The sequence below is a fragment of the Hyphomicrobiales bacterium genome (assembly GCA_017642935.1).
GTDB lineage: Bacteria > Pseudomonadota > Alphaproteobacteria > Rhizobiales > MH13 > MH13.
Window position 1 is genome coordinate 1717374 of the sequence record JAEPOK010000001.1, and the last position, 26244, is coordinate 1743617.

At 59.1% G+C, this 26244-nt stretch carries 29 protein-coding genes; 5 read left to right on the top strand and 24 right to left on the bottom strand.

The window, feature by feature from the left end; translation table 11 throughout:
* Positions 1-55: 55 nt before the first annotated feature.
* From JJ917_08155 to JJ917_08170, 4 genes are all read right to left on the bottom strand, one after another.
* Positions 56-1045, bottom strand: a complete 990-nt coding sequence (locus JJ917_08155; protein ID MBO6698786.1) for a TRAP transporter substrate-binding protein — start codon at positions 1043-1045, stop codon at positions 56-58.
* A gap of 26 nt (positions 1046-1071) precedes the next feature.
* A complete protein-coding gene (locus JJ917_08160) occupies positions 1072-2286 on the bottom strand; it encodes a TRAP transporter large permease (GenBank protein MBO6698787.1) in 1215 nt (404 codons plus the stop codon).
* 60 nt (positions 2287-2346) lie between these two features.
* Positions 2347-2853, bottom strand: coding sequence for a TRAP transporter small permease (locus tag JJ917_08165; protein MBO6698788.1), 507 nt, complete (start codon positions 2851-2853; stop codon positions 2347-2349).
* Positions 2854-3008: 155 nt separating this feature from the next.
* Positions 3009-3896, bottom strand: coding sequence for a polysaccharide deacetylase (locus JJ917_08170; GenBank protein MBO6698789.1), 888 nt, complete (start codon positions 3894-3896; stop codon positions 3009-3011).
* A 121-nt stretch (positions 3897-4017) separates the two neighbouring features.
* Between JJ917_08170 and JJ917_08175 the strand changes: the two genes are divergently transcribed.
* From JJ917_08175 to JJ917_08185, 3 genes are all read left to right on the top strand, one after another.
* Entirely contained in the window at positions 4018-4710 is a 693-nt protein-coding gene (locus JJ917_08175) for a glutathione S-transferase N-terminal domain-containing protein (GenBank protein ID MBO6698790.1), read from the top strand.
* A gap of 18 nt (positions 4711-4728) precedes the next feature.
* The gene (locus tag JJ917_08180; GenBank protein ID MBO6698791.1) at positions 4729-5505 is read left to right on the top strand and encodes an SDR family oxidoreductase; all 777 of its coding nucleotides are present in this window, start codon (positions 4729-4731) and stop codon (positions 5503-5505) included.
* A gap of 109 nt (positions 5506-5614) precedes the next feature.
* Complete coding sequence (locus JJ917_08185; protein MBO6698792.1) at positions 5615-6469, top strand: universal stress protein; 855 nt, start codon at positions 5615-5617, stop codon at positions 6467-6469.
* A gap of 26 nt (positions 6470-6495) precedes the next feature.
* On the opposite strand, the gene sulP is transcribed toward JJ917_08185, so the two are convergent.
* From sulP to JJ917_08220, 7 genes are all read right to left on the bottom strand, one after another.
* Positions 6496-8253: a sulfate permease gene (gene sulP / locus JJ917_08190; GenBank protein ID MBO6698793.1), complete on the bottom strand. Its 1758-nt coding sequence runs from the start codon at positions 8251-8253 to the stop codon at positions 6496-6498.
* Between the two features lie 4 nt (positions 8254-8257).
* Positions 8258-8605 carry a TIGR01244 family phosphatase gene (locus JJ917_08195; GenBank protein ID MBO6698794.1) on the bottom strand — a complete coding sequence of 116 codons (348 nt, stop codon included), beginning with the start codon at positions 8603-8605 and terminating at the stop codon, positions 8258-8260.
* A gap of 11 nt (positions 8606-8616) precedes the next feature.
* Positions 8617-9492, bottom strand: a complete 876-nt coding sequence (locus tag JJ917_08200; protein MBO6698795.1) for an MBL fold metallo-hydrolase — start codon at positions 9490-9492, stop codon at positions 8617-8619.
* A gap of 40 nt (positions 9493-9532) precedes the next feature.
* Positions 9533-9973: a YeeE/YedE family protein gene (locus JJ917_08205; GenBank protein ID MBO6698796.1), complete on the bottom strand. Its 441-nt coding sequence runs from the start codon at positions 9971-9973 to the stop codon at positions 9533-9535.
* Positions 9973-10410, bottom strand: a complete 438-nt coding sequence (locus JJ917_08210) for a YeeE/YedE family protein (protein MBO6698797.1) — start codon at positions 10408-10410, stop codon at positions 9973-9975. Before JJ917_08210 ends, JJ917_08205 begins: the two co-directional genes overlap by 1 nt.
* 4 nt (positions 10411-10414) lie before the next feature.
* Positions 10415-10630, bottom strand: coding sequence for a DUF2892 domain-containing protein (locus JJ917_08215; GenBank protein MBO6698798.1), 216 nt, complete (start codon positions 10628-10630; stop codon positions 10415-10417).
* A gap of 85 nt (positions 10631-10715) precedes the next feature.
* Entirely contained in the window at positions 10716-11324 is a 609-nt protein-coding gene (locus JJ917_08220) for a Crp/Fnr family transcriptional regulator (protein ID MBO6698799.1), read from the bottom strand.
* Between the two features lie 295 nt (positions 11325-11619).
* Here JJ917_08220 and JJ917_08225 point away from each other — a divergent pair, with 295 nt between their 5' ends.
* Positions 11620-13152 (top strand): PAS domain S-box protein, encoded by a 1533-nt coding sequence (locus JJ917_08225; protein MBO6698800.1) that lies wholly within the window; start codon positions 11620-11622, stop codon positions 13150-13152.
* On the opposite strand, the gene JJ917_08230 is transcribed toward JJ917_08225, so the two are convergent.
* Positions 13149-13886: a response regulator transcription factor gene (locus JJ917_08230; GenBank protein ID MBO6698801.1), complete on the bottom strand. Its 738-nt coding sequence runs from the start codon at positions 13884-13886 to the stop codon at positions 13149-13151. The two genes, JJ917_08225 and JJ917_08230, sit on opposite strands and share 4 nt — an antisense overlap.
* Positions 13887-14029: 143 nt before the next feature.
* Here JJ917_08230 and JJ917_08235 point away from each other — a divergent pair, with 143 nt between their 5' ends.
* On the top strand, positions 14030-14710 hold the full coding sequence (locus JJ917_08235; protein ID MBO6698802.1) for a helix-turn-helix domain-containing protein: 681 nt from the start codon (positions 14030-14032) through the stop codon (positions 14708-14710).
* A 39-nt stretch (positions 14711-14749) separates the two neighbouring features.
* On the opposite strand, the gene JJ917_08240 is transcribed toward JJ917_08235, so the two are convergent.
* The 12 genes from JJ917_08240 to JJ917_08295 all read right to left on the bottom strand — a co-directional run bounded on the left by JJ917_08240 (position 14750) and on the right by JJ917_08295 (position 26208).
* Positions 14750-15589 carry a fumarylacetoacetate hydrolase family protein gene (locus JJ917_08240; GenBank protein MBO6698803.1) on the bottom strand — a complete coding sequence of 280 codons (840 nt, stop codon included), beginning with the start codon at positions 15587-15589 and terminating at the stop codon, positions 14750-14752.
* A 47-nt stretch (positions 15590-15636) separates the two neighbouring features.
* Positions 15637-15951, bottom strand: coding sequence for an L-rhamnose mutarotase (locus JJ917_08245; GenBank protein ID MBO6698804.1), 315 nt, complete (start codon positions 15949-15951; stop codon positions 15637-15639).
* A gap of 5 nt (positions 15952-15956) precedes the next feature.
* Positions 15957-16769, bottom strand: a complete 813-nt coding sequence (locus JJ917_08250; protein MBO6698805.1) for a sugar phosphate isomerase/epimerase — start codon at positions 16767-16769, stop codon at positions 15957-15959.
* A gap of 19 nt (positions 16770-16788) precedes the next feature.
* Positions 16789-17835, bottom strand: a complete 1047-nt coding sequence (locus JJ917_08255) for a Gfo/Idh/MocA family oxidoreductase (protein ID MBO6698806.1) — start codon at positions 17833-17835, stop codon at positions 16789-16791.
* Positions 17832-18572 (bottom strand): FadR family transcriptional regulator, encoded by a 741-nt coding sequence (locus JJ917_08260; GenBank protein MBO6698807.1) that lies wholly within the window; start codon positions 18570-18572, stop codon positions 17832-17834. Before JJ917_08260 ends, JJ917_08255 begins: the two co-directional genes overlap by 4 nt.
* Positions 18569-19564 carry an ABC transporter permease gene (locus tag JJ917_08265; protein ID MBO6698808.1) on the bottom strand — a complete coding sequence of 332 codons (996 nt, stop codon included), beginning with the start codon at positions 19562-19564 and terminating at the stop codon, positions 18569-18571. The genes JJ917_08260 and JJ917_08265 overlap by 4 nt, the downstream gene beginning before the upstream one ends.
* Entirely contained in the window at positions 19557-20594 is a 1038-nt protein-coding gene (locus JJ917_08270) for an ABC transporter permease (protein ID MBO6698809.1), read from the bottom strand. The genes JJ917_08265 and JJ917_08270 overlap by 8 nt, the downstream gene beginning before the upstream one ends.
* Positions 20591-22099, bottom strand: coding sequence for a sugar ABC transporter ATP-binding protein (locus tag JJ917_08275; protein ID MBO6698810.1), 1509 nt, complete (start codon positions 22097-22099; stop codon positions 20591-20593). The genes JJ917_08270 and JJ917_08275 overlap by 4 nt, the downstream gene beginning before the upstream one ends.
* A gap of 78 nt (positions 22100-22177) precedes the next feature.
* Complete coding sequence (locus tag JJ917_08280) at positions 22178-23227, bottom strand: rhamnose ABC transporter substrate-binding protein (protein ID MBO6698811.1); 1050 nt, start codon at positions 23225-23227, stop codon at positions 22178-22180.
* A gap of 112 nt (positions 23228-23339) precedes the next feature.
* Complete coding sequence (locus JJ917_08285) at positions 23340-24299, bottom strand: C-terminal binding protein (protein MBO6698812.1); 960 nt, start codon at positions 24297-24299, stop codon at positions 23340-23342.
* Positions 24296-25084, bottom strand: coding sequence for an acetoacetate decarboxylase family protein (locus tag JJ917_08290; protein ID MBO6698813.1), 789 nt, complete (start codon positions 25082-25084; stop codon positions 24296-24298). The genes JJ917_08285 and JJ917_08290 overlap by 4 nt, the downstream gene beginning before the upstream one ends.
* Positions 25081-26208, bottom strand: a complete 1128-nt coding sequence (locus JJ917_08295) for a mandelate racemase/muconate lactonizing enzyme family protein (GenBank protein ID MBO6698814.1) — start codon at positions 26206-26208, stop codon at positions 25081-25083. The genes JJ917_08290 and JJ917_08295 overlap by 4 nt, the downstream gene beginning before the upstream one ends.
* Positions 26209-26244: the final 36 nt, after the last annotated feature.

Consider the following 26244-nt stretch of genomic DNA (forward strand, 5'->3'; position numbering starts at 1 on the left):
GCGGCCGCCCGGCAGTATTACCCGCCGGACGGCCATTTCGTGAATGACGGTCTGCTTACTGCGCCATGAAGGCTTCGAAGCGGTCCTTGAACTCGGTCGCTTCAGGCTGATCGGTGAGGATCACATCCCAGCTCTGGCGTGCCGCTTCCATGAACGGGCCGAGGTCCGGCTCGATGATCTCAACGCCAGCTGCGCGGGCTGTTTCCAGACCTTCGTCGGCCAGGCGATCATGGGCTTCAATACCGACGGCGATCGCATCGTCAGCCGCTGTTTGGATCATCTCCTGGACGTCGGAGGGTAGGCCTGCCCACCAGCTTTCCGACAGCACGAAGACGGTCGTCGACTGGTGCGCGCGGGTCATCGTGTAGCTGTTGACCGTCTCATAGAAACCATCGGCCACGATGGCGTCGGGCGAAATCTCCAGCGCATCGACGACATTGTTCTGAATCGCCATGAAGAGTTCGCCATAGGACATTGGAGTCGGTTGCGTGCCCATCGCGTTGTAGGCTTCCACGAAACCTGGCGTCGGCAGAACGCGGATTTTCAGGCCCTGCATGTCTTCGATCGTTTCGACGCGCGCCGGTTCTTTGGCAGCCACCGAGCGCTCATAGATAGAGCCAAAGCCGAGGCCATACATATCGAATTCGCCAAGCAGATCGAGCATCTCGCGGCCCATCTCACTTTGCAGGATCTCGTAGGCCTGCGCCTTGTCTTCGAAAAGGTAGGGCAGCGACAGCACGCGATAGGCAGGCACAACGTTTTCCAGAGTCGAGCCGCCAACAAAGCCGCCCGTCAGGATGCCTGTGCGCATGGATTGAATGGCGCGTGTTTCGTTACCTGCCTGGCCGCAGCACTGAATTTCCACGGCAATGTCACCGCCGGAACGCTCTTCGATCAGGCTTTTGAACTCTTCCAAGATCACTTGGTAAGGGCTTGAGTCGCTGAGCACATGGGCAAGTGTCATGGTGTAGGTTTGCGCCTGTGTAACACCCGTGGTGCAGGCGAATGCCACAGCGGCCCCAATGAGGGTCGTTTTGATGGTCATGCGATCGATACTCCCAATTGTTGGTTTTAGCGGAGCAGCGCGAGCGAAATGCCCGGCACATAGGTGATGATCAACAGATTGATGATGAGCACACCTAGGAAAATCGCCAGCGGACGCATCAGTTGCTCCATACTGATGCGCGCTATGCCGCAGGCGATGAATAGATTGACCCCGACCGGCGGCGTCACCATGCCGACGGCCAGATTGACGATCATGATCAGGCCAAAATGGACCGGGTCGATACCGTAACTGGCTGCAATGGGCGACAGTATCGGTCCAAGGATCACAATGGCCGCGAACGTCTCCATGAACATGCCAACGATGAGCAGGAAGAGGTTGACCAGCAGCAAGAAGAGGATGGGGTTTTCGGTAATCGTGGTGAGTAGCATGCCGAGCTGCTGCGGCGCGCGTAAGAGGTGCAGCGCAAAGGCAAACATCGCAGCAAACGCGACAATGATCATCACCACCGATGACGTGATGGCGGCGCTTGCGAAGATGCGCGGCAGATCGCGAACGCCGATCTCGCGATAGACGACAAGGCTCAAGAACAGGGCATAGAAGACAGCGACAACGGCGGCTTCGGTGGCGGTGAAAATTCCCCCAAAAATCCCGCCAAGAATGATCACCGGCATGAAGAGCGAGAGCGAGGCGCGCCAAAGTGCCTGGCCGACGTCGCGCGCCCAAGGGCCAAGGCGAAAGGGTTGGCGCTCGCCATAACCCATGATCCAGGCGATCAGGATGGCGGTTGTCATCAGCGAGACGGCAATCATCAAGCCCGGCAGGAAGCCAGCGATGAAGAGATCGGTGATCGAGACGCCGGTGATGACGCCGTAGATCACCATGGCTACCGAGGGTGGGATGATGACACCCAGTTCGCCGGACGAGGCCGTAACCGCCGCACTGAAGGGGCGCGGATATTTTTGCTTCTCCATCTCCGGGATGAGCATGGACCCGATGGCGGCAGCCGTAGCGGCCGACGAGCCAGATATTGTGGCAAACAGCATGGACGTCATGACGACGGCCGCCGCCAGCCCGCCTCGCACCCAGCTCACCAGGGCTTTGGCGAAATCCACCAAGCGACCGGCGATACCGCCATGCTGCATGAGCCGCCCAGCCAATATGTAGAGCGGCAAAGCCATGAGCGCGAAGCTGTCCAGCGCTTCGAAAATGACTTGCGGAATGGCGATAAACGGGATGCCACGATCGACAAGCGTTGGGATCGCAGCCATGCCGAGCGACATCGCGATGGGTACGCTGGCAACAAAAAGCGCCAACAAAACAACAACGAGTAAAACCAAGCTTTAGTCCTCCGGCGCGAAGTCGGAGGCGAAACGGATATCGCGACCCTCAAGGATGGTTTCGGCGATCAGGGCCAGCGAGTTGAGGATCATCAGCACCATGCCGACGGGCATCGCCCAATAGACATAGTCCCTGGTGATACCAAGCACGGGGCTGCGCTCCGAGCGGCCGAGCTCCAGGAAGTCCATGCCAACCCAGAAGAGCAGACCGAAAAAGGCCATACTCATAATCATCACGGCATAACGGAGTGGCACACCAACACCCTTGGGCAGTTTGCGCACGCCGAACTCCAGCGCGATCATGCGGGCATGCCGCACCCCAATCGCGGCTCCCAGAAACACCATCCAGATCAGCGTGTAACGGGCAATCTCTTCAGTCCAAGGGGCGGAGATATTGATGCCGAAGGCGGTGAGAATGAAACGGACCGTGACCTGGCCCATGACGGCGATCGCAACGATCGCAAGCAGCGCTGCCACCACCACAGTGGCAACCGCGTTTACCCGATCCATAGCCGTCACAAACACCCGCAAAGGCCAGCCTCCCATCCCCGAACAGTCGCAGAGGTTAGCCTGCGTACAATTACTAAGGATGGAGCACTTTCAAAAAGTGCGCAAGACAAATTTTTGTTCGTGATGCGCACAACAGCAGATTTTACGCTCCTGGCTTACCCTTGGGTACGTACCCATTCAGCCAGTTCAGCGTGGGTGGGAAACCAAACCGAGCCTCGGGCTTTCGCGTGATCGATCAAGGCATCTAACAGCCAGATGCGCGAACGATAGCCAATGACGAATGGGTGGAAGACAAGCTGGCAGACGCCGCCTTCTTCAAAGGCCATGTCGAATTCACGCTTGAAGATGTCGAGTACATCGGTCGGCGCCGTCCAGGGTCGTGTCGCAGGCTCGCGATTGAAGAGGAGGTAGACCGCATCATCGCGTACCCAATCGACGGGAATCTCGACTAAGCCGGTCTCGCGACCCTCGGCCAGCAGCTCATAGCAGTTGTCATCGGCCATCATGCTGCTGTCGTAGGCAAAGCCTTCTTCGGCGACCAACTCGATGGTGTGAGCACTCAAATCCCAATTGGCGGCGCGGTGTCCGACCGGCGTCGTTCCAGTCAGCTTTTCCAGCGTATCGCGAGATCGCAGCAAAAGCTCGCGTTCGGTCTCTTGATCCAGCTTGGACGTGTTTTCGTGAATCCAGCCATGAACGCCTATTTCGTGCCCGGCCTCAACGATCGGACCGAGGGCGCTCGGCTCAATCAACGCCGAAACGGCCGGGACAAAGAAACTCGCCTTGACGTCGTGCTTGTCCAGAACCTTCAGGATGCGCGGCACGCCGCGGCGGCGGCCGAACTCTCCCCAAGCAAGGCGTCCGACAGCGGCCTTGCCCATCCCAAGCTCAAACGTTTCATGGTCGCAATCAAAAGACAGTGCCATCGCGCATTGCGCCCCACCCGGCCACGTTTTTGGCGCAAGCTCGCGGCCGGCGCGCACGCGATTAACAAGGCTACGCCAAGTTTCTTCGTCGGTCGCCCAGGGCTGGTCGCCGTTCATGCGTGGGTCCATAAAAAATGAGTCCAATGCGATTGGTGTTGAACGAGGGGCGCTTGCCAGCCAAGCTTACGCATGTTCAACATGCGCACAAGTGTTACAATATCGCACGACCAAGGACGCCATGATCAAGTTCTTCTACAATTCCGCGCCGAACCCAATGAAAGTGGCGCTTTTCCTGGAAGAAAGTGGTCTGGAATATGAACCGATCCCCATCGATTCCAAACGAGGTCAGCAGCACAGCAACACCTACAAACAGATCAATCCGAATGCGAAGGTTCCCGCCATCATTGACGGCGATGTACCGGTGTTCGACAGCAATGCGATCCTGCTCTATCTGGCGGAAAAGACAGGACAGTTTCTGCCACCGGACGAGCCAGGTGCACGCGGCGCTCTGCTGTCGTGGTTGATGTTCATCGCCTCGGGCGTTGGGCCCTACTCCGGCCAAGCTGTACACTTCCGCAAGTTTGCGCCAGAGCAAATTCCCTACGCCATCAAGCGCTATGATTTCGAGGCGCGGCGGCACTGGCAGATCATCGATGATCGCCTTATCAAAGGCCGCTACATGATGGGCGAAACCTACACGATCCTTGACATGGCGGTCTGGGGTTGGGGCGACCGGCTGACCTATATGCTGGCCGATGACAACATCATGGAAAAGTATCCCAATCTTGATCGCTTGATGAAGGAAGTGGACGCGCGACCAGCCGGACAGCGAGCGAAAGCCTTGCCAACTCAGCACGCCTTCAAGCAGGAGTTCGACGAAGAGGCGATGAGGCACATGTATCCGCAGATTTTCGCGCCTGATCCCGTCTGATCTATGCCAGGCTCCCATTTGCGCGACGGCCCGTGGACGGCCTTGATCACCGGGGCTGCATCAGGCATCGGCAAAGCTATCGCGCAGCGTTTCGCCGAGGATGGCGCCACCGTCATCTGCGCGGACATCAACGCTGAAGGCGTAGAGGCTGTCGCATCAGACATCCAGTCGAGCGGTGGGAAAGCCCATGCCCTGCATGCCGACGTTGCCGATGAGAGCTCGGTGTCAGGCATGGTCCAGGCCACCATTCAAGCCACCGGCAGGATCGACGCGGTCGCGGCGAACGCCGGGTCTATGATCGAAGGCGGCATCCTGTCTCTGTCGCTGGATGATTGGGAGCGATCTTTGCGCCTCAATGCGACGGCAGCGTTTCTCACCGCTCGCGCAACGCTGCCCCATCTTGTCGCCAGCGACGACGGCGCACTGGTTTTTACCACATCGACGGTCGCACTCTCCGGCATGAAGGGCGTTGCCGGTTACTCAGCCGCCAAGGGCGCCGTTGCTGCCCTCACACGGCAATTGGCGGCCGATTTTGCCGATCAGGGCGTGCGCGTGAACGCCGTTGCACCGGGCGCGGTGCGAACACCCTTATCGGAGTCGCAGTTTCGCGCCAGGGCGCGCGATGATGCGCATCTGGCGGAACTGCTGGACCAGGTGATCCAGCGCTATCCCATTGGGCGCTGGGGTGAACCGGAAGAGATCGCGGCGCTAGTGGCCTTCCTTTCCAGCCCGGGTGGCCGCTGGATGACCGGGCAGATCATCCCAGTTGATGGTGGCCTGTTGGAGCTGCGCTGACCAGCAATCTGCCACAGTTGATTTCCTCGCCGCTGCCCTGTTGCGTAAGATCAATGGGAAATCCTGGTGCTGGGCCATCATCCGTTCCGGCTGCAAAGGAGATGTCGCGATGAACAAGTCCAGCGTTTTGATCCTGACCAACGGCAAAGTGGAGCGCGATCGCTTTGAGCGCCTTTGCAGCGTTGCCGCCCAGCGCGGCCTGCACCTTTCCGTCGTCGTGCTCGGTCGCCTGCCCATGCTCCCGATCTACGCCACGGGGATGGGCGATTTCGCCACGGTGGCGAATTATGGCGATTGGCAACGCGACTTGGAGAAGGCGAAGGCTGAGCTCGACGCTTCGGCGCAAGAGCTGAAAAGCTTTCTGTCGGAGCGTGGCGCAGCGTGCGATGTCAGTGCGCTTTCAGCCGAACCGGCAGCCTTCCCCGATGCGCTGGCACGGCGTGCCCTCACTTGCGATCTGGTGATTGTCCTTGGCGATCTGCGGGTCGACCGCGAGCTGTTCGATGACGCCATGGGCGCGGCGCTGTTTCGTGCGCCCGTTGCTGTGGTTCTCAACACGCTACATATGCCCGAACCGCTGCTGCCCAAACGAGTACTCATTGGCTGGAACTCAGGACTACCGGCTTCGCGCGCCATTCGCGCCTCCATGCCCATGCTGCGCGCGGCCGAGGAAGTGATTGTCGCGGTCTTCGACCCAGTCATGACCACATTCCGTGACGGCGAGAATCCTGGCTCCGACGTGGCGCACTGGTTAAGCCATCACGGCTGCACGGTCTCGGTTCAGCAAATCCCAAGCGGTGGCAAGGAAATCGCTGACGGTTTGATGAACCATTCACGCGAGACGAAGGCCGAGCTTATTGTCATGGGCGCTTACGATCATTCGCGGATGCGCCAGTTCGTGTTTGGAGGGACAACGCGCAGCATGATTGAGCAAACGGAACTGCCCGTTCTGATGGCGCATTAGCCTGCGCTGACGCCCTGTGATCTGACTTACGCGGCCGTACGTTCCGCAGGCGGCTGGACTTGGCGTAACGTTTGAAAAGCCTCGTATTGCGAAAGGAAGATGCGCCCGGTCAGATGATCAAGGAACGCGCTACGGCGAAGCCGGTCCATGACCGGACCTTTCACTTCCGACAGGTGCAGCGTGATCTCCATGTCGCGCAGACGATCGTTGATGGTCTCAAGGCTTTCCAACGCACTAAGGTCGACCTCGTTGACCGCTGAAAACATCAGGATCAGATGGCGCACGTCGGGATCATCGGCGACGCGGGCGTAGATGTGGTCTTCCATCATCCGCGCATTGGCGAAGTAGAGGCTTTCATCGATGCGAAGGCTGAGAACCTGCGGGTCGGTTTCGACCTCGTGGCGCAGAATGTTGCGAAAATGTTCGCCACCCGGCACCAGTCCGACCTCGGCAATGTGCGGGCGCGACGTCTTCAGCAGGTGCAGAAGAAGCGAAAGGATGACGCCGCTGGCAACACCGGCTTCGACACCAACAACCAGCGTGAGTGCCATGGTGATCGCCACAGCGGCGAAATCGGCCCGCGAATAGCGCCAGCTTCGTTGCAGAATGGTGAGGTCCACTAGCGTCAGGACCGCAACGATGATGGTCGCAGCCAGCGTCGCCTTGGGCAGGAAGAACAGGTACGGAGTCAGGAATAGGGCCGCTAGGCCAATCCCGATGGCAGTAAGCGCGCCCGCTGCCGGGGTTTGCGCGCCAGCATCGAAATTAACGACCGACCGGGAGAATCCTCCCGTCACCGGAATGCCGCCGGAGACCGCCGAGGCGACGTTCGACGCGCCCAAACCGATGAGCTCCTGGTCGGGATCAATGCGCTGACGGCGCTTGGCCGCCAGCGTCTGCGCCACCGAAACCGATTCAACGAACCCAATGAGAGAAATCAACGCCGCCGACCCCAGAAGAGCCAACCACAGATCGGCGTTGAACGTGGGAACAGACAATTGCGGCAGTCCGGATGGCACGTCGCCGACCAGGCTGACGCCCAAACTGGCGAGATCGAACTGCCAGGCCGCCCAGGTGGTCGCAATCACAGCGAACACGGGACCGGCTTTCACCAGCGGCCCAACAAGGCCCTTCGGAACTCCAAGTCCTGACAACACGCGCGCCAGCCCACCGCGTACCCAAACAAGAAAGGCCGTCGCAAGCGCTCCGATAAGGATGGTTGGCAGGTTGATCTGATCAATGGCGGCTACGAGCGCCGTGAGGATTTCCGGCAAAGTGTGTCCGGAAATCGGCACGCCGAGAAGATGTTTCAATTGGCTGGCCGCAATAAGGATGCCCGAAGCCGTGATGAACCCAGAAATCACCGGGTGGCTCAGAAAATTAGCGACAAAACCAAGACGCAACGCCCCCATAGCGAGGAGGATCACGCCGGAAAGAAGCGCAAGAACCGCCGCGGCCGCAACGATTTCGGTGGTGCTCTGCAGGTTCAACTGGGCGAGCGCGGCTGCGGTCATCAGAGAGACTATGGCGACCGGCCCAACCGACAGGGTGCGGCTTGATCCGAACAGCGCGTAGGCGACCAACGGCAGCATCGAAGCATAGAGCCCGATCTCGGCTGGCACCCCCGCCAGCAAGGCATAGGCCAGGGATTGCGGGATCAACATGATTGTCACAACCACGGCGGCGATGCCGTCGCCGATCAAGGCTTCACGGTTATAGGCCCGGCCCCAGGCCAGGATCGGAAACACATGCGGCAGGCGGCCGTGAGATGTGGGGGGAGACATCGGGTTATCCGGCCTGGCGTTCAGCCGGATCGAGACTCTGCCAAAGATTGGTCGATCGATTGCCGCTGCGGCAGTAGGCGAGCACCGGTTTGGGAAGTGCCTGCAGCTGTCGTGCAAACTCGAGGCGATCGGTAACCGTCGCGCCGGTCGGGGCGACCGGAACATAGGCGGCGTCGAGACCGACGCGTTGCGCGCTTTCGGCAATCGTTTCGAACGCAGGTTGGTCTGCGCCCTCTCCGTCCGGGCGGTTGCAGATCACAGCCTTGAAGCCAAGTTCGGTAATCTTTGGCAGATCGGCTGGCGTGATTTGATCGCTCACGCCAAAGCTCTCATTCAAACGACGGATTTCCATTGAGGGGCCTCTTAGAGCGTGTTGACCGGCACTTTGAGAAACTTCTTGCCATCCTTGTCAGCTGGCGGAAGCTGACCGGCGCGCATATTCACCTGCAAGGAAGGGATGATGAGCTTGGGCATCGCGAGCGTCGCGTCGCGTGCGTTGCGCATCGCAACGAACTCTTCGCGTGACTGCCCCTGGCCAACATGGATGTTTTCGGTTTTTTCCTGCGCGACCGTGGTTTCCCACCGGATTTCGCGACCGTTCGGCCCATAATCATGGCACATGAACAGACGGGTATCCTCGGGAAGGGCGAGGACCTTCTGGATGGAATCGTAGAGAATGCCAGCATCGCCGCCGGGAAAATCGGCGCGCGCTGAGCCACCATCCGGCATGAACAGCGTGTCACCGACGAAGGCGGCATCACCAACCACGTATGTCAAACAGGCAGGCGTGTGCCCAGGCGTGTGCAGAACCTTTACGTTCATTGCGCCGATCTTGAACGTGTCGTCGTCCTCAAACAGCCTGTCGAACTGGCTGCCGTCTCGGGCGAATTCGGTGCCTTCGTTAAACACTTTGCCGAAGGTGTCCTGGACGACAGTGATATTCTTCCCGATGCCGATCTTGCCGCCGAGCTTCTCCTGCAGATAGGGAGCGGCGGACAAGTGGTCAGCGTGGACGTGGGTTTCCAAGAGCCACTCGACGGTTAGATCATGTTTCTTCACATGGTCGATGATGGCGTCAGCATGATCGAACGTTATCCGACCGGCCGCATAGTCGATATCCATGACGGAATCGACGATCGCTGCACTGTTAGAGGACGGGTCTTTGACGACGTAGCTGATCGTGTTTGTGGCCTCGTCAAAAAAGGCCGTGACGTCCGGACGAATGGTTGAACTGGTCATATTGATCTCCTTCAATGGAGGAAAAAACGAGGGTGTGCCGTTAGGCAGGTTGTCTGGTTGCGCGACCGGCTGTCAGGCGCATGAGAAAACGGGCGGCGAAGATGCCGGCAAGCAGCGCCGCGACGAACAGAAAGACCCGCGTATCGAGCGTGCCGAGGGCGGGCAGCGCGCCGCCCGGGCAGAAGCCGGCAATGCCCCAGCCAATGCCGAACACGGCTGATCCGCCGATCAAACGGGCGTCCAAGTCACGCCGCGTGGGAACATCGAAGGCCGGTTCAAAAACCGGACGCTCTCGGCCCAAAACGATGCGGTAGCCGATGAAGACGACGATGACAGCACCGCCCATGACAAAGGCCAAGCTTGGATCCCAAGTGCCAGCGACATCAAAAAAGTTGATGACCTTGGCGGGGTTCGCCATGCCCGACAGCGAGATGCCGAGTCCGAAAAGCACGCCAATCAGATAGGTAAGAACGTGACGCATCAGATCACCCCCGGGAACAGATGACGGACGGCATAAACGGTCAGTCCGGTGGTCAGCATGAAGGTCAGCGTCGCAACGATCGACCGCGGGGAGAGCCGGGCCATACCGCAAACGCCGTGGCCAGAGGTGCACCCGGAGCCATAGGTCACGCCAAGGCCGACTATGAAACCACCGACCAGTAATGCGCCTAGTCCGACGGGCACCTCGATCGCAGGCATCTGGCCAAACATGAGCATGTAGACCAACGGGCCGGTGACCATGCCAAGCAGAAGCAAGGCACGCCATGTCCAATCGGACCTGTCAGCAGGATAGAGAACACCAGCTAGGATGCCCGTGGCACCAAAGATGCGCCCACGAAGGGCCATCAGGAGCACTGAGGCAAGGCCGATCAGCAGTCCGCCGACGAGTGAAGCAAGGGGCGTGAATTCAGTTTCCATGACTTTATTTCGGTCCTGTTGAGACGCCAAGAATGCGGTAAGCAGGACAGAAGCGCATGAAGGCGGTTCCAACCAGCACCAGGCCGATGACAACGGCGCCAATAGTTAGGGTCGTGCCCAGTGCCGCTCCAAGATAGGAGGCGATGACGGGCGCGGCCAAGAGCAAAAGGCCTGCGATGAAGCGGATGGCTCGGTCGGCGGTTCCCATATTGACGGTCATAACGGCGGTCCTTCTCTTGAGTTCGATGGACCCGCTTTAGCGTTGCTCAGGGCGAGCCGTCTGTGACCAAGTCACACCGATGGTGTCACACCGATATGGAGTTGGCCGACTGGGCAAAGCGGGCCAAGGCATCCCGGTTGGTGATCGTGAGGATGCCGCGAGAAAGAGCCAACCAGCCGCGGCGTTGAAAGTCTTGCAGCTGCCGGGAAACAACCTCGCGTGCTGTCCCAAGTTCAATAGCCAGATCCTGGTGTGTGGCGCGCACATCATCGCCGTCGCCGGCCAGATCAATCAGTTTGGCAGCAAGCCTCAAATCGACACGGCGAAAGGCAACCTCCTCGATCACGGTCAGGAGGTCGGTGATGCGGCGCGAATAGGCCTTGAAGATGAGCCCGCGAAAGGCTTCAGAGGTCGCCACCAGCTCATCGAAAACGGCCTGTGGAATGGCCATCACCTCTAGATCGGTCTCTGCAATACCAGTAGCGGCGTAATCCTCATGGGCGAGCAGACAGGCCGTTGTCAAAATGCAGCTCTCACCCGCATGCACGCGATAGAGTACCATCTCGCGGCCGCTTTCGGCGAGTTTTTGCACCCGCAAGGTGCCCGAAATCAGCAGGTAAAGGTTCTGTGCCGGCTTCCCAGGGCTGAAAATTTCCGTGCCGGCCTTCACGCGCTGCTGACGGGCATGGCGCATGATATGAGTTTGCAGATCTTCTGGAAGATGATCGAGGAAAGGTGGTCGTTGAATGGTCGTAGACAAGGGCGCTTGCTTTCATTTGATGCTCACTCAGGAATACATCGCTACGACATTCCCCGGTTGACCTGGCTCAACCTCCGCGCGAGAGCTTGGTGGACAATCTAGAAGGCATTAAGGGCCTGGCGCACACTGCAGCTGATCAATCTTGCGCCCGTCGAGGCTCTTATGGCTAGGTCTCGATCGTTCAGGCGGGTAATGACCAGCGGACGGCCGGTCTGGTTGGAGGGATAGTATGACGCCTTCAGACGATCACCAGGTGCTCAACGCCCTTTTGAATGCGGCTGTCGATGGCATCATCATCACAGATGCCGACGGCACCATGCTGCGGGTCAACGCCGCTGCAGGCGCCTTGTTTGGACACCCGAGCGAGCAGATGGTTGGCATGCATATCAGCATGCTCATGCCTGAAGATATGCGCGAGCCGCATCACGGTTACATCGAACGCTATCTAGAAAGCGGAACCGCTCACGTCATCGGCAAGGGCCGCGAGGTTGAGGCTCTTCGGCACGACGGCTCTCTGTTTCCCGTCCACATTGCACTCGGCCAAGCGCAGGTCGATGGAGAGACCGTGTTTGTCGCCATGATGCACGATTTGACGCGCCGTAAGGCGGCCGAGGAAGCAGCGGCTCGATCTCAAAGGATGGACGCAATTGGGCGGATGACCGGCGGTATTGCCCACGACTTCAACAACCTCCTGACGGTGGTCATCGGCAATCTGGAATTGCTCGACTTGGAGCATATGCCCAAGAACGCCGATCAGATCATCGCCGACGCGCTAGCCGCGGCCGAGCTCGGCGCGGATCTGACCTCACGACTGGTGATGTTCGCACGCAAACGCCCGTTGCGGTTGGAGTTGATTGATTTGAACGCTGGACTATCGAGCGCCGTGTCGCTCTTGCGGCATACGATTGGCGCCCAATGTCAGCTTGATCTGGCAATGGGTGACGACCTCTGGCCGGTGCAGGCCGATCCAACTCAGCTTCAGACGGCGATATTTAATCTGGCACTCAACTCGCAAGATGCGATGCCAGAGGGCGGGCGCATCTTTCTTGAAACCAGCAATGTCGAAATTGACGATGGTTATCTGGCACAAGAGATTGGTGTCGCCGCCGGCCGTTACGTACGCTTGTCGGTGAGCGATACCGGCGAAGGCATGTCGGACGAGCAGCGAGCGCTGGCGCTCGAGCCGTTCTATACAACCAAGGCAGTCGGAGAAGGTACGGGCCTTGGCCTGTCCATGGTGTACGGCTTCACCAAACAAGCTGGCGGTCACGTCGCGCTCTACAGTGAGCCGGGTCAGGGCACGACAGTCAGCCTCTACTTCCCGGCCGCTGAGGCACAAGAGGAAGGAGGGTTGGACGCCAATGCGCCTCGCGCCGAGCACGAGGTGCAAGGATCGGAGCGGACGATCCTGATTGTCGAAGACAATGCGCAGATACGCCGCTTGACCGAGGCCAGGCTCGGCGCGCTTGGTTTTCGCTGCATCAGCGCGCCTGACGCCAACACGGCCTGGAAGCTCATCCAATCACAATCAGATTTCGCGCTGGTCTTCACCGACATGGTGATGCCAGGTCCCCTCTCGGGCTACGAGTTGGCGCGAATGGTGGCCAAGGATTATCCGGACCTGCCGGTTCTGATCACCTCAGGGTTTTCAGAAAACGTATTGCGCGAGAAGACAATCGGCGCGGACTATCCAGTGCTGCGTAAGCCTTATCGCCAAGCCGATTTGGCTGAAGCGATCTTTGCGGCCTTGGCCGGCAGCTAGCTCAGCGGTTGCGCCGCAGACGTGAGCATATAGCCGATCCCACGAATGGTCTTGATCAGGCGCGGGCTCGAGGGATCGCGCTCGATCTTTCGGCGCAGGCGCGCAACCTGATTGTCGATAGTTCGGTCGAGCGGCACCCAGGCGGGTCCATCGATCAAATCCATCAGCCGGTCACGTGAGAGCTGGCGGTTGGGATTTTCCAGGAACGCCTTCAGCAGCTTGAAATCCGCCGTCGTGAGATCGCACAACTGTCCATCTCGGTCGTGTAAGAGGATCTGGTTGAGGTCGATCGTCAAACCATCCAAATCGACCCTATCGTCCCCAGACCTAGGTTTCTCTACTGCAGCTTCCGGGGGCCGGCTCTTGCCCTCGTAGCGGCGCAGAACCGAGCGAACGCGCGCCAACAACTCGCGGACATGGAAGGGTTTGGTGATGTAGTCGTCAGCGCCGAGTTCCAAGCCAACGACGCGATCAATGAGGTCGTCTTTTCCGGTGATCATGATGATCGGCACATCATACTTGCTGCGAATGTCGCGGGCGATATCCAGCCCATTGTCGCCGGCCAGATTGATGTCGAGTGTAATTAAATCAGGCCGGCTTCCTAGCAAAGCGGCGTCAACGCAGCTGCCATCGTCGCATTCACTGACGATAAAACCATCGGCCTCGAAACAATTCCGCAGGAGCGTACGCACCTTTGGGTCATCTTCGACAACAAGAATGTGCTTTTCGGCCATTGGCAGACTTTACGTGGTCAAAAGAACTTTGGCGACGTCGGCTGGAGGCCGACGTGCGGATACACTTTGATACAATCGCATGGAAAGGGCTGCGACAAAGCAGATGCATTAGTGAACGTGCATATAACTTGGAGGCACCTGGTATGTACGTCACGCTTGCAAACCCCAGCGATGACCAAGACGTCATCTGCGATATCGCTGTTGCATCCCGCCCACAAGTCCAACCGCACGCCCGTCGCCACGTCTTCGTCGGTCAGCATTTGTTTCACGAAGGCGACGACGCCCATCACATCTATGAAGTCGTCAGCGGGCTTTTGCGTCTGACACGTGTGTTGGAAAACGGTTCACGGCAGGTGATCGCCTTCGCCCTGCCAGGCGATTTGGTCGGGTTTCCAGATGGAACTTTCCACCATACCGATTGCGACGTTCTGGTTTCCGGCGAAGTGGTCGCTTACCGCCGGCAGATGCTCGAAGATGGGAGCGGTGACCCAGCACTGCATGCGCGATTGTTGCGGGCGGCGCTCAATGAAATCAGCGCCATGCAGGACCATTTTATGATGCTGGCCCGCAAATCCGCACTCGAGAAGGTCGCCTCTTTTCTTCAGGTCATGGCGGAGCGCACCGGGCTTCGAGACGGGCCGACGACCCGTATCGTGCTGCCCATGAAGCGCTCCGATATTGCCGATTTTCTCGGGCTCACGATCGAAACGGTGTGCCGGTCCTTCACCCGCTTGCGCAAAGCGAAGATCATTGCGCTTGAAGACGCTCAGACCGTGCTCATTCTTGACTCGCAACGCTTGGCCGACGCGGCTTTGCTGGATTGAGTTTGAGCAACGCGTTTCTAGTGTCCACCGTCATGCACGTTAGGCGCGGCGCACGTTCTGATGCTGCTCGCCGAGACCGTCAATGCCGAGGCGCATCGTCTCGCCGCCATTTAGCCATTTCTGCGGCTTCAGGCCCATACCGACGCCCGGAGGTGTGCCCGTCGAAATGACGTCACCGGACTGCAGTGACATGAACTGGCTGACATAGTGCACCAGATGCTGCACCCCGTAGACCATGGTCTTGGTGGAGCCGTTCTGATAGCGCGTGCCATCAACCTCCAGCCACATGGAAAGGTTTTGAGGGTCAGCAACTTCATCGCGCGTGACCAGCCACGGCCCGATGGGTCCAAACGTATCGGCTGATTTGCCTTTTACCCATTGGCCAGCGCGTTCGATCTGAAAGGTACGCTCTGAGATATCGTTGATGACGCAATAGCCGGCCACGTGGTCCATGGCATCGGCCTCATCGATGTAGACGCCGCCCTTGCCGATAACGACGCCAAGCTCGACTTCCCAGTCGCATTTGTCGCTGCCACGTGGCACCAGAACATCGTCATTGGGGCCGCAAATCGCACTGGTCGCTTTCATGAACATGACCGGTTCAGGCGGCACGTCCATGCCGCTTTCAGCTGCATGATCGGCATAGTTGAGACCGATACAGAGGAACTTGCCAACGCCGCCAACACACGGCCCAATGCGATCAGCCTCTACCTCTGGAAGCGATGCAAGATCGATGGCCTGCAGCCTGGCGATCCCATGTGGCGTTATCGCCTCACCGGCAATGTCTTCGACATGACCCGAAAGGTCCCGAACCTTGCCCTCGGCATCCAAAGCGGCAGGACGCTCGTGGCCGGGCTGACCGATACGCATCAGTTTCATGGAAATCTCTCTTTGTTGGATTGGTGTTCAGACGATGTGGGATGGCTTCAAGCCATATAGAATTGTTTGGGCAACAGGAATGGGAACTGGGTCTGCTCGTCGATTTCGATCTTCATGATCGGCCCCATCCATTCTGCCCATCGGGCGTTCACTGGATCATCGGCGAGTGCAGCTTTGGTCGCCTCGAGATCGGCGGTCTCAAAGTAGCCGAATAAGGTCAGTCCGTGGCGGAAGATGTTGTAGTTGGTGATGCCGGCTTTGCGCAGCGCTTCCAGCATGTCCGGCCAAATCTCATCGTGGCGCTTTTTGTATTCTTCCTCATAACCAGGGCGAACCTCAAGCACCCACGCATAACCGGCCATTGTCCTTACCCCTCATTCCAGGCGTTGAAGCAATCGCGCAAGGCGACCATCTCGGTGAGATTATCGTCGAACCACGTGTTCATGTAATCCTGATGGACCGGCTCGATCGAAACATAACCGCCGTAACCGGCCTCCCGAAGCGTCGCAAACATCGCTGGAAAGTTCAGCGTGCCATGCGCGAACTTCTCCTGCAGTTTGCCTGGAACGGCTTGGCGCAGATGCACATGAACAGCATGAGCCGCCAATGGATCGATCTGATCCTGCGTAAAGCCAAGGCAGGTAAAATGCGCGTAGTCCAGGCACACGCCGACCCCAGACGCCTCGACCAGCCGGAGCGCCATCTCGGGGCTTTCAGCAAATGAGTGGACGTGGGGCTCAAAGCATAAGTTTGCCGCGTGGTCGTCGGCGAGCGCCTTCATCTCTTTCAAGCTCTCAGCCGATACCGTCAGCGCATCCATGCGGGACTGGCCTGGATTCACCACACCGGGCAGCACAAACACGCTGGCAACGCCGGCGGCGTCGGCAAAGGTCAGCGCCTGTTCCAGGTCTTTCAGATTCTGATTCAGCGTTCCGGCAAGCGCAAGGTTGCGGCCATCCAGTGTGTCGCCGAAGAGGTGGTAAAGATTGGGCATCGTGATACCGACCGCTTTGGCCTTTTCGGCCTCTGCGATTGGATCAGCGAGGATCGCCTGTTTGTCGAGCGCAGACGCATAGAAGTAACCGACATCCAATGCAGGGATGGCCAGCGCTTTTGCGATGGCAGCGCATTCTTCCAACGCGCAGGCCGGCATCGTCCAACAGGTGGTGCTGAGTTTCATGTCACTAGCCGGCATCGGATTAGCTCCCAATCGTGATCAGGCTGTCGGTTTCAGCCGAGCGGTAAAGCGCATGCAGCAGCTCGGTGACACGCGCGCCGTTTTCGCCGTTAGAGGCATTTTCGACCGTCTCACCTGCACAAAGCTTGGCGAAAATCTCTACCGGAAGAGCACCGTCATATTCACCGTCCTCTGCGCTCATCGCCACGACCTCATCGGCTTCGTCGTCGCGATAAAGGGCAAGGCGGGCTTCGGCGTTGTTGAAGTCAATCATGCCCTCGCTGCCAAAGATCTTGATGTCCATGTACATGCCGACATGCTTGGGCACGGTGGACGATCCCGAAAGCGCAATGGTGGCGCCATTGGTGGCTCGGGCGCAGGCTGCATCATAGAAATCGACGCCGGTTGGTGAGCGTCCGACCATGCAATAAGCGTTCGCTGCTTTGAGATCAGAAACGTAGAAGAGCCAGGCAAGCGCGTGGGATAGCTGGCCCCAGCCATAGCCGCCGGCGCGCTGCGGATCGGCCCATGTGGAGGCCGGTGGGCGGTACATGTGGTCTGTCGTTTCGAGCATGGGCTCACCAGCGAACAGATCGGACAGGGCCGACCCCATCTGGCAAGCCGCATGACGGACCTCGCCAATGCGGCCATCGCGCACCCACTGCGACGCCTTTATCGAAAACCACTCAAAGTTCATGCCGGTTGGGACAAGGACTTCTTTACCTGCCCTACGCGCGGCTTGCGCAATAGCCCAGCCATCATCGGCCGTCGTGGCCATCGGCTTTTCAACCAGCACATGACAGCCGGCTTCGAGCCCCATGACCGCCGGCTCGCGATGCGCCACATGTGGCGTCGAGACGATCAGCCCGTCCAAGTTCTCTTGGCGAAGCATCGCTGCCAAATCAGTGTACCGGGAGGCAATGTCGAAGGTTTCACCGACCTGGTCGATACGGTCGGCGTCGAGATCGCAAATGGCGATAAGATCAGCGACAGGAGACTTTTGTACGGTCGGGATGTGATTGAAGGTCGCCCACCAACCCGCGCCGACCAATCCGATACGCGCGGTCATGTCTTTTCCCCCTTTTTCATGTCCGGCTGCTCGATTGTCACGCGATAGACGTTCTGCATGTGGCTCTCGGCGGCTTTTGCAGCCGCCTCGGCGTCACGGGCTTTCAGCGCGGCGAAAAGCACTTTGTGATCAGCATAGCTTTGACGCAGAACGGCATGGCTTTCGGATGCACGTTTGCGGAACTCCAATCCGATGACGTTCAGGCTTTCTCCGATCCGTTTCAAAAAGGCGTTGCCCGAACCGATCCAGATAAGTTCATGAAAGGCATAATCCGAGGCGCGAAAGGCATCGGGGTTGTCGAGGCAGTCGGCCTGCGCCGTCAGGATCGCTTCAAGACGCGCGAGACTGGGTCCATCGATATTGACTGCCGCACGCCGCGCCACATCGCTTTCGATCAGCGAGCGCGCATCATAGAGCTCGGTGACGTTGAGGTCTTGCAGTGACAAGAAAAACTGGATCGGGCCGAGCAGCGCTTCTGCGTCGAGATCGGAAATGTAGGCGCCGCCACCTTGGACCGTGCGCACAACACCGAGAATGGCCAATCCTCGAATGGCTTCACGCACCGATGGGCGGGAAACATTGAGGCTTTGCGCCAAGTCCCGCTCGGTGGGCAGTTGATCCCCCGGCTTCAGCGTTCCAGCCTTCACCATGTCCAGAATGCGCCGCGCGACCATTTCGCCGACGGGCATGCGTTCCAACGGCGTATCGAACTCCAGTTTTTGAGCAGGCGTGTTCACGGGCCCGCCTCCCCTTTTGTTTGGCGACTGGTGAGTGCAGGCAGCTTCAGCCGCGGTAGCAAGACCGAAGCAATAAGCAAGATGCCGATGACGCCGGTTTGGATGTGCCCGGTGATGTTCAAAAGCGCCATGCCGTTGCGCAGATTGAGCACGATCAGAATCGCCAGCAGCGTGCCCAAGAGTGTTCCCGATCCGCCAAATATACTCACGCCGCCCAGGAGCACCATGGTGATGATATCGAGCTCAAAGCCAAGCGCCACATCGCCGCGCACAGCACCGACGCGAGCCGCGTAGAGCAAACCAGCAAAGGCAGAAACCAGACCCGACATGATGAACAGGATCATCTTGTGCTGGTTGGTATCGATTCCAGCGAACGCCGCGACGTCTCGGTTGGTGCCGATGACATAGGTCTTCCGGCCAAATCCTGTTCGCTGCAGCAGCACGTAAAGCATTGCAAAAAGGACAAAGAACGCGATCAGGGCAAAAGGTATCGGACCAACCAGCCCTTGCTGACCCAGCGCATCAAACCATTCAGGAAAGTCGGTGATGCCACGATCTTCGACCAGGACGCGTGCAAGGCCGCGAAACCCGATCAAGGTGGCCAAGGTGACCACAAGCGACGGCAAACCGATGGATGTAATAAAGAAGCCGTTGAGCGCACCGCCCGCTGCCCCGAGGATCAAGACCAGTCCGATCGCGATCACAGGGTCAATGCCGGCTTGAAACAGAAAACCGAACGCGCAGGCGGCCAGCCCCATCATCGATCCGACAGACAGATCGATCTCGGCATTGATGATGACGAAGGTCATCACCAGTGCGACGATGATCTTCTCGATCGAGAGCTGGAACAGATTGATCTGGTTGCCCAGCGTCATGAACTGCGGCGATAGGGCGGTGTTCATCAGCACGATGAAGATCAGCGCGCAGACCAGAAACCCTTCCCAAGTTTGAACGCGCGCCCACATGGCGGCGAGGACAGAACGCTCAGCCATGCGCCACCTCTTTCTCGCGTTTTTCGTGGTGTTTAGCGGCGCGCAGCGCCACGAGTCGGCGCATAACAACCGCATCAAGCGCAACCGCGGTCAGTATCAGAGCGCCGAGCACAGCCTCACGCCAGAACTCGGACACCAACTGCCAGCGCACCAGACTGGTCTCGATCAAATCCACGAGCACCGCGCCGATCAACGCACCGAAGACAGTTCCCGATCCGCCGAAAATGTTGACGCCACCAACAACGGCAGCGGCAACCGACTTCAGTTCAAACCCTAGGCCCGCGACCACGGTGATATTGCCGAACCGGGCAAGGAACATGAACCCGGCCAGCCCTGCGAGAGCGCCCGCGCAGACAAAAGCGACGAAGACGGTCGCTTTTTGATTGATGCCGGCCATCTCAGCAGCCTCCGGATTGGAGCCGATGGCATAGAGTTTTCGCGCGACCCGCAGGCGCTGGAGCGCGATGTGCACTGCCATCACGATGACGACGGCGACGACGAAAGAAGCGCGAAACTGGAAATCGCCAATCTCAAAGAGCCGCGTGTTGGGGAAGCTGGTCAACCATTGCGGCAGTTGGGACGACGTAATGCTGCGGCCGTCGGCGAACTCCACCAGCAGGGATCGAAACAGCGCCAAGGTCGCAAGCGTAACGATGATCGCCGGCACGCGCGCATACGCGACGAAGAAGCCGTTGAAGGCACCGAAGCATGCGCCGATCACCATGGCGTAGCTGACCAAAAGCAGCGGGTGAAGCTCTGGGACCGCTGCGATAAGGCTGCCTGTTGCGAACGCTGTGAAGCCGACGACCGAGCCAACCGAGAGGTCGATGTTGCGCGTTAGGATCACTAATGTTTGCGCGGTCGCGATCAGCGCCATGATGGCCACGGAGGACGAAATCCGGTTGAACAGCCGACCGTTCAGATAGTTCGAGATTTGCGTCGAAAAGAACAAGATTACCAGGGCCAGCACGACGAGGAGTGCGATGATGCGCAGTGTCTGTGGATTGAGGTTGGAGAGCGCGCGCATCATGCGGCCTTCTCCGTTTCGCTTTGCCCCGTTGCGAGCGCCATGATCCGTTCCTGGTTGGCTTCGGCATGGTCGAGGATGGCCATCTGCTCGCCCTCGCGCATCACCAAAACGCGGTCGCCCATCGCAAGGACTTCCGGCAAGTCGGACGAGATGACGATCGCCGCTCCGCCCTCCTTGACGAAGTTGCGGATGAGCTCGTGCACTTCAGCCTTGGCGCCAACGTCAATGCCGCGTGTCGGCTCATCAAAGATGAGAAGATCTGGCCCCATGTTGAGCCATTTGGCGAGCATCACCTTTTGCTGGTTGCCACCGGACAGCATGCCAACTTCGGTTTCGATGTCGGGCGTTCGGATGTTAAGCCGCTCGCGAAAATGATGCGCTGTTTCGGCCTCTTTGGTTCGGTTGATCAGGCCAATCTTGGACAAAAAATCGCCGAGGGTCGCCAATGAGATATTAGCGCGAATGGCCATCGGCATGGCAAGACCCAGCTTGCGACGGTCCTCCGAAACGTAGGCGATCCCGGCATCCATCGCCTGTTTCGGCGAGGTGATGTGGAGCGTCTCACCCTTGTAGGCAACCGTACCGGATGTGGCTGGCTGGATACCGAAGAGCGCGAGCGCAACGTCGGTGCGGCGCGCGCCAATCAAGCCGGCCATTGCCAGGACTTCACCACGCTTCAGATCGAAGTGTATGCCTTCAAAAACGCCGTCCAGTGACAGGTCGTTGACGGCGAGAATAACCTCCTCGCGTGCATGGTTCTCGCCCTTGGCAAAATAGTTGCCCACTTCGCGGCCCACCATTTCGGCGATCATCGTATCGGTATCTGTTTCGCCGATCAGGCGGGTGGAGATGTGCTCGCCATCGCGGATGACGGTGACGCGGTCGGCCACCTCAAATATCTCTTCCAGCCGATGGGAAATGTAGACGACAGCCACGCCATCGGCGGCGAGCTGGCGCGCGATACGGCGCAATTGCTCAGCCTCATGGGCGGACAGCGAGGCGGTCGGTTCATCCATGATGAGGATGCGCACGTCCTGTGATAAGGCGCGGGCAATTTCCACCGCTTGCTGTTCGGCCAAGGTTAGCCCACTGGCAGCACGATCAACGTCCAGATCCATGCCAATGCGCTCGATCAAAGCCCTGGCGTCCTTACGCTGCTTGGCCTTATTCTGTAGCCAACCACCGCCGACCTGGCTGATAAAAATGTTCTCGGCGACATCTAAGTCGGGAAAGACCATCGGCTCCTGGTAAATTGCCGCAATGCCAAGTTCTCGCGCGGTCTGGGAGCTTGAAATCGTGCGGGTGGCGCCATCAACGGACACCGACCCATCGCTCGGTTGATGGATGCCGGTCATGGTCTTGATCATGGTCGATTTGCCGGCACCATTTTCGCCAACAATGGCATGAACCTCGCCTGGAAAAAGCGCGAGCGACATATCGCTCAAGGCCAGGGTGGAGCCAAAGCGCTTGGACACATGATCAAGGGAAAGAACAGGTTCGGTCATCGGACCCTAGCGGCGTTCCAAAAGGTTCCGGCGCGGCGGGAGGGACCGCGCCGGAGGTTCGGCAGACAAAGGCTACTGTTACTGCGCAGCAGCCTCGACATTGTCAGCCGTGTAGACGGTGAATGGTCCCATCAGGATGCGCTTGGAGCCGGGGCGACCTGGATCTTCTTCGATCGTGTAGTCACCCATGCGCCCGGCGGTGAAGCTTTCGCCGATGTCGCCGGACAGCTGGCCTGTGGCGAGACCATAGGCAGTGTAATAGGTGAGGTAGCCGAGGTCGCGGAAATCCCACAGGGCGAATTCCGGCGCACAGCCATTCATCGTGTAGGACACCATCTCCGATGGTAGTCCGAGGCCGGAGACGCGCACTTGATCGCAAAGGCCCTCATCCTGCATGGCCTTGGCTGAAGCCTGAATGCCAACCGTCGTTGGCGACATGATGAGGCCAAGGTCGGGGTACTGATCGACCAGGGCCAGCGCGCGGTTGTAGCTAACTTCAGCTTGGTCATCACCATAGACAACATCGACCAATTCAATGTCGGCATACTTGTCGTCCTGAAGCGCTTCCTCCATCGCCGCGATCCAGGCATTTTGGTTGGCTGCATCTGGTGTCGCCGAGAGTACCGCCATCTGGCCTGAGCCACCGAGAATGGAGTGTGCCATATCGGCCATAACAACGCCAATGGAGCCAAAATCGACCTGGGCAACGAACACATCTTCGCCGTCACCGGACGGGATCGGGCTATCCCAGGTCACAACGCGCGTCCCAGCTTCTTGCGCAGCCTGCGCGGAAGGTACGATCTGGTCACCGGCATTGTTGGAAAGCATCACCGCGCCTTGGCCCTGCGTGGCCGACGTCGTCATGATTTCGATTTGACCGGCAACTGAGTTTTCAGGGGTTGGACCGACGAAGAGTAGCTCACCGGGATTTCCCAGTTCGGCATGGGCCTCCTGCGCGCCTTCATGGGCCTGGTCGAAGACCAGGATGCCGAGGAATTTTGGCAGCAGAACCATGTCGACGGACTCGCCGCCGTCCAGCATCATTTGTGCAGACGCCGGGATTGCCGCGACCGACATTCCAGCTGCCAGAAGCGCCGCAGCGGCGCAGCTCGTGGTAAGGTGTTTCATCATTTCCTCCCGTTTCGGGTCTGTTGGCCGCCTTGTGGCGCACCGTTCTTGGGTGTGCGAGCTTCATTCCAGCATTGATTGCGGGTTCCCGGCTCGCGCGGGCATAGCTTTGTCATCCTGGAACCGGTTTGCGCGGCCCCTCCCCTTTCAAGGCAAGTGTAATGTCCTCGGCGACCAGCCCTTGCAGTCGGTCGATCGCGACTTCCGAGTACCAGGCCGCGTGCGGCGTCAGAATGAGGCCGGGCGCATCACGCAGCGGCGACGAATCCGGCAGCGGTTCGGCCTCAAAGACGTCAAGCGCGGCACCGGCAATGGTGCCGTTGCGAAGAGCTTCAGCCAGATCATTCTCATTGATCAACTGGCCGCGCGCGGTGTTCACCAGCAGGGCATGTTTTTGCATCTTGGCAAGGTTGGCTGCATTGAAAAATCCAATCGTGCCTTCGGTTGCCGGTGCATGGCAGGTGATGATGTCAGCTGTAGCAAGAAGCGTGTCTGCATCCACGAGCGTGATGCCCAAGGCGTGCGCTTCTTGTGCGGTTAAGCCTGGGTCAGAAGCGATGACACGAAAACCAAATCCCCGAATGCGCTGAAGGACCGCCGAACCGATCTGGCCAATGCCGAAGAAACCGAACACGGTCTCGCCAAAAGGCTTGAGCGGTTTGGCATGCTTGACCGCTGCCCATTCGCCAACGCGAACGCTGGCATCCAGCGTCGGAAGTTTGCGCAAAAGGGATAGTGCCAGCGCGGCGGTGTGATCGGCCACTTCATCGGTGCAATAGTCGGGCACATACCCGACTTTCAGTCCAGCCGCATCGGCGGCTTTGACATCGATGTTGTCGTAGCCAACGCCGTAGCGAATGACCGTGGCGCCGGGTTTGACGGCCTTGGCCGCAGCTTCGGTAAACGGCGCGAACTGGACAACTGCAACATCAGCGTCTTTGACGGCGGCGGCGACATCGTCCGCGGTTTTGCATTGGAAGCCCTCAAAGTCTGCTTCGGCAGCGCGGGCAGCCGCTTCCTCCTGCGCCAGATTGGGAAAAATCGTATCGGTGACGACTACGCGCGCACTCATGACGTCGTCTCCAAATAGTCATGCAGAATGGTGCCCTGAACGAGAGTGAAATCGGCGCGCCAGTAGAACCCCTCCAGCGGCTCCAAAACAGGCAAACGGAACAGAGGAAGCTGCGCGTTGGGGCGCAGCTCCACCGTGCACGGGCCGGCCCAAGCTTCGTGGATCACCACATCGGTCAGCGCGCGCGAGGTCAGTTGGCGGATCGCGGGCCGGCCATCGATATGGTCAATGGCCTTCAGGTTGATGTTTGTGCCGAAGTCGAAATGCGGCTTGATCGCCGACGCATCTACCGCGCTTTGCTTGTAGGCCATCGTGCCGGTCAGAACGTCGATGCCGTTGCGCTCCACGGTCCCGACCAGAAGGTCACCACGTGCCTCGATCTGCGGGTGCCCATGCTTTTTGGGCTGACCATGGATCTCGCGGCCATGAACCACCCCACTATCTGATGACAGTGCCAGATAGGGCGAGTAACCGCCGTTTGCTTTCCCCGGCAGTTCGGCGCCAACCATGACGTTCATCTCGCCATAGGGGCCGATCCAGTCGGGATCGTTCATCTGATAGATGTGCGCGCAGGCGATATCACCGGTGCGCTTCAAAGGCGGAGGGAGAAGGAAATCAATGGCGTCCGGGTCAGTGCGCCAGTAGAGCGTCATGATCCGGCAGTCGCGGAACTTAAACGGAAAGGGCGGCACCATTGGTGCATCCCATGGCGTGGAAAAGCCGGGCGCGAGAATGTCCTCCACAGTCGGTGGGGTCATGCCAAAGCGAGTCGGCCGATCACTCATGCTGCCGCCGCCAAACGCTGAACGACGTCTTCCTGAACCTCAATCCCGAGGCCAGGCCCAGTGATGGGGTAGGCCCAGCCATCCTTGTGCCAGAGTTTCTCTGCGACCAGGTCGTCCTGAACCACGACGGGGAACGGTTTGTATTCAAAGATTTCGGCATTCGGTGAGGCGAGCGACAGATGCAGGCTCGCCGCCGTTGTGATGGCCGTTGACCAGGCATGGGCGTTGATCGTCTTGCCGAAAGCTGTGCACAGCGCATCGACGCGTTGAAAACCCGTGATGCCCTCGACCCGCGCAGGATCGACGCCATAAACATCCACCGCGCCCATTTCCATCTGGCGACGATAGCCGGCTTCTGTGAACTCGCGCTCGCCCGAGGCGATGCGCACGGAGGTGTTGGCGGCAAGTTTTTTGTAGCCCGCATCATCGGTTGGGTAGAGCGGTTCCTCGTACCAGCCGATGCGATACTCGCCCATGCGATTGCAGACCGAGATGGCGGTATCGACGTCCCATCGCACGCCGTTTCCGATGTCCACGAGAATCTCCGCCTCATCGCCAAGGGCTTCGCGAAGCGCGCGGATGAAGCGCACATCGGTATCAGGATCGCCGCCAATGTTGCTTTCGCCTTTCTTGGCAAACCCAAGCTTGGTGGAGCGGAAACCCGCCTCGAAGAAGCCGACGACCTCGGCGACGCAAGCCGCCTCACCCTTTTTGTTCACATGGCTGGAGGCGTTGGCGACCAAGCGCTCATGCTTAAGACCGCCGACCAGTTCGTAGAGCGGTTTGCCTGCTGCTTTGCCAGCAATGTCCCAGAGCGCCATGTCGACGCCCGAAATGGCCATGGAGGCGATGCCGCCCTCACCATACCACCAGACATGGCGCCGCATCTTCTCCCACGCCGCCGCGGTATCAGTCCCATCGTCGCCTTTCAGGATGGGTTCCAGCCCGTCGGTAATGATGGTGGCCACTGACTTGCACGCCTCCGGCCACATAGCGATGCACTCGCCCCAGCCAGACGCGCCCTCCTCCGTGGTGACTTTAACAAGCACGGTGCGCCGGATCGTGCCGAAATCATTCGGGTCGGGATAGGCGATTGGCAAGGGTTCAATGGCGCGAATGCGCATACGTTAAGGCCTCCCCCGGGATCAGCGCTTTTTGCT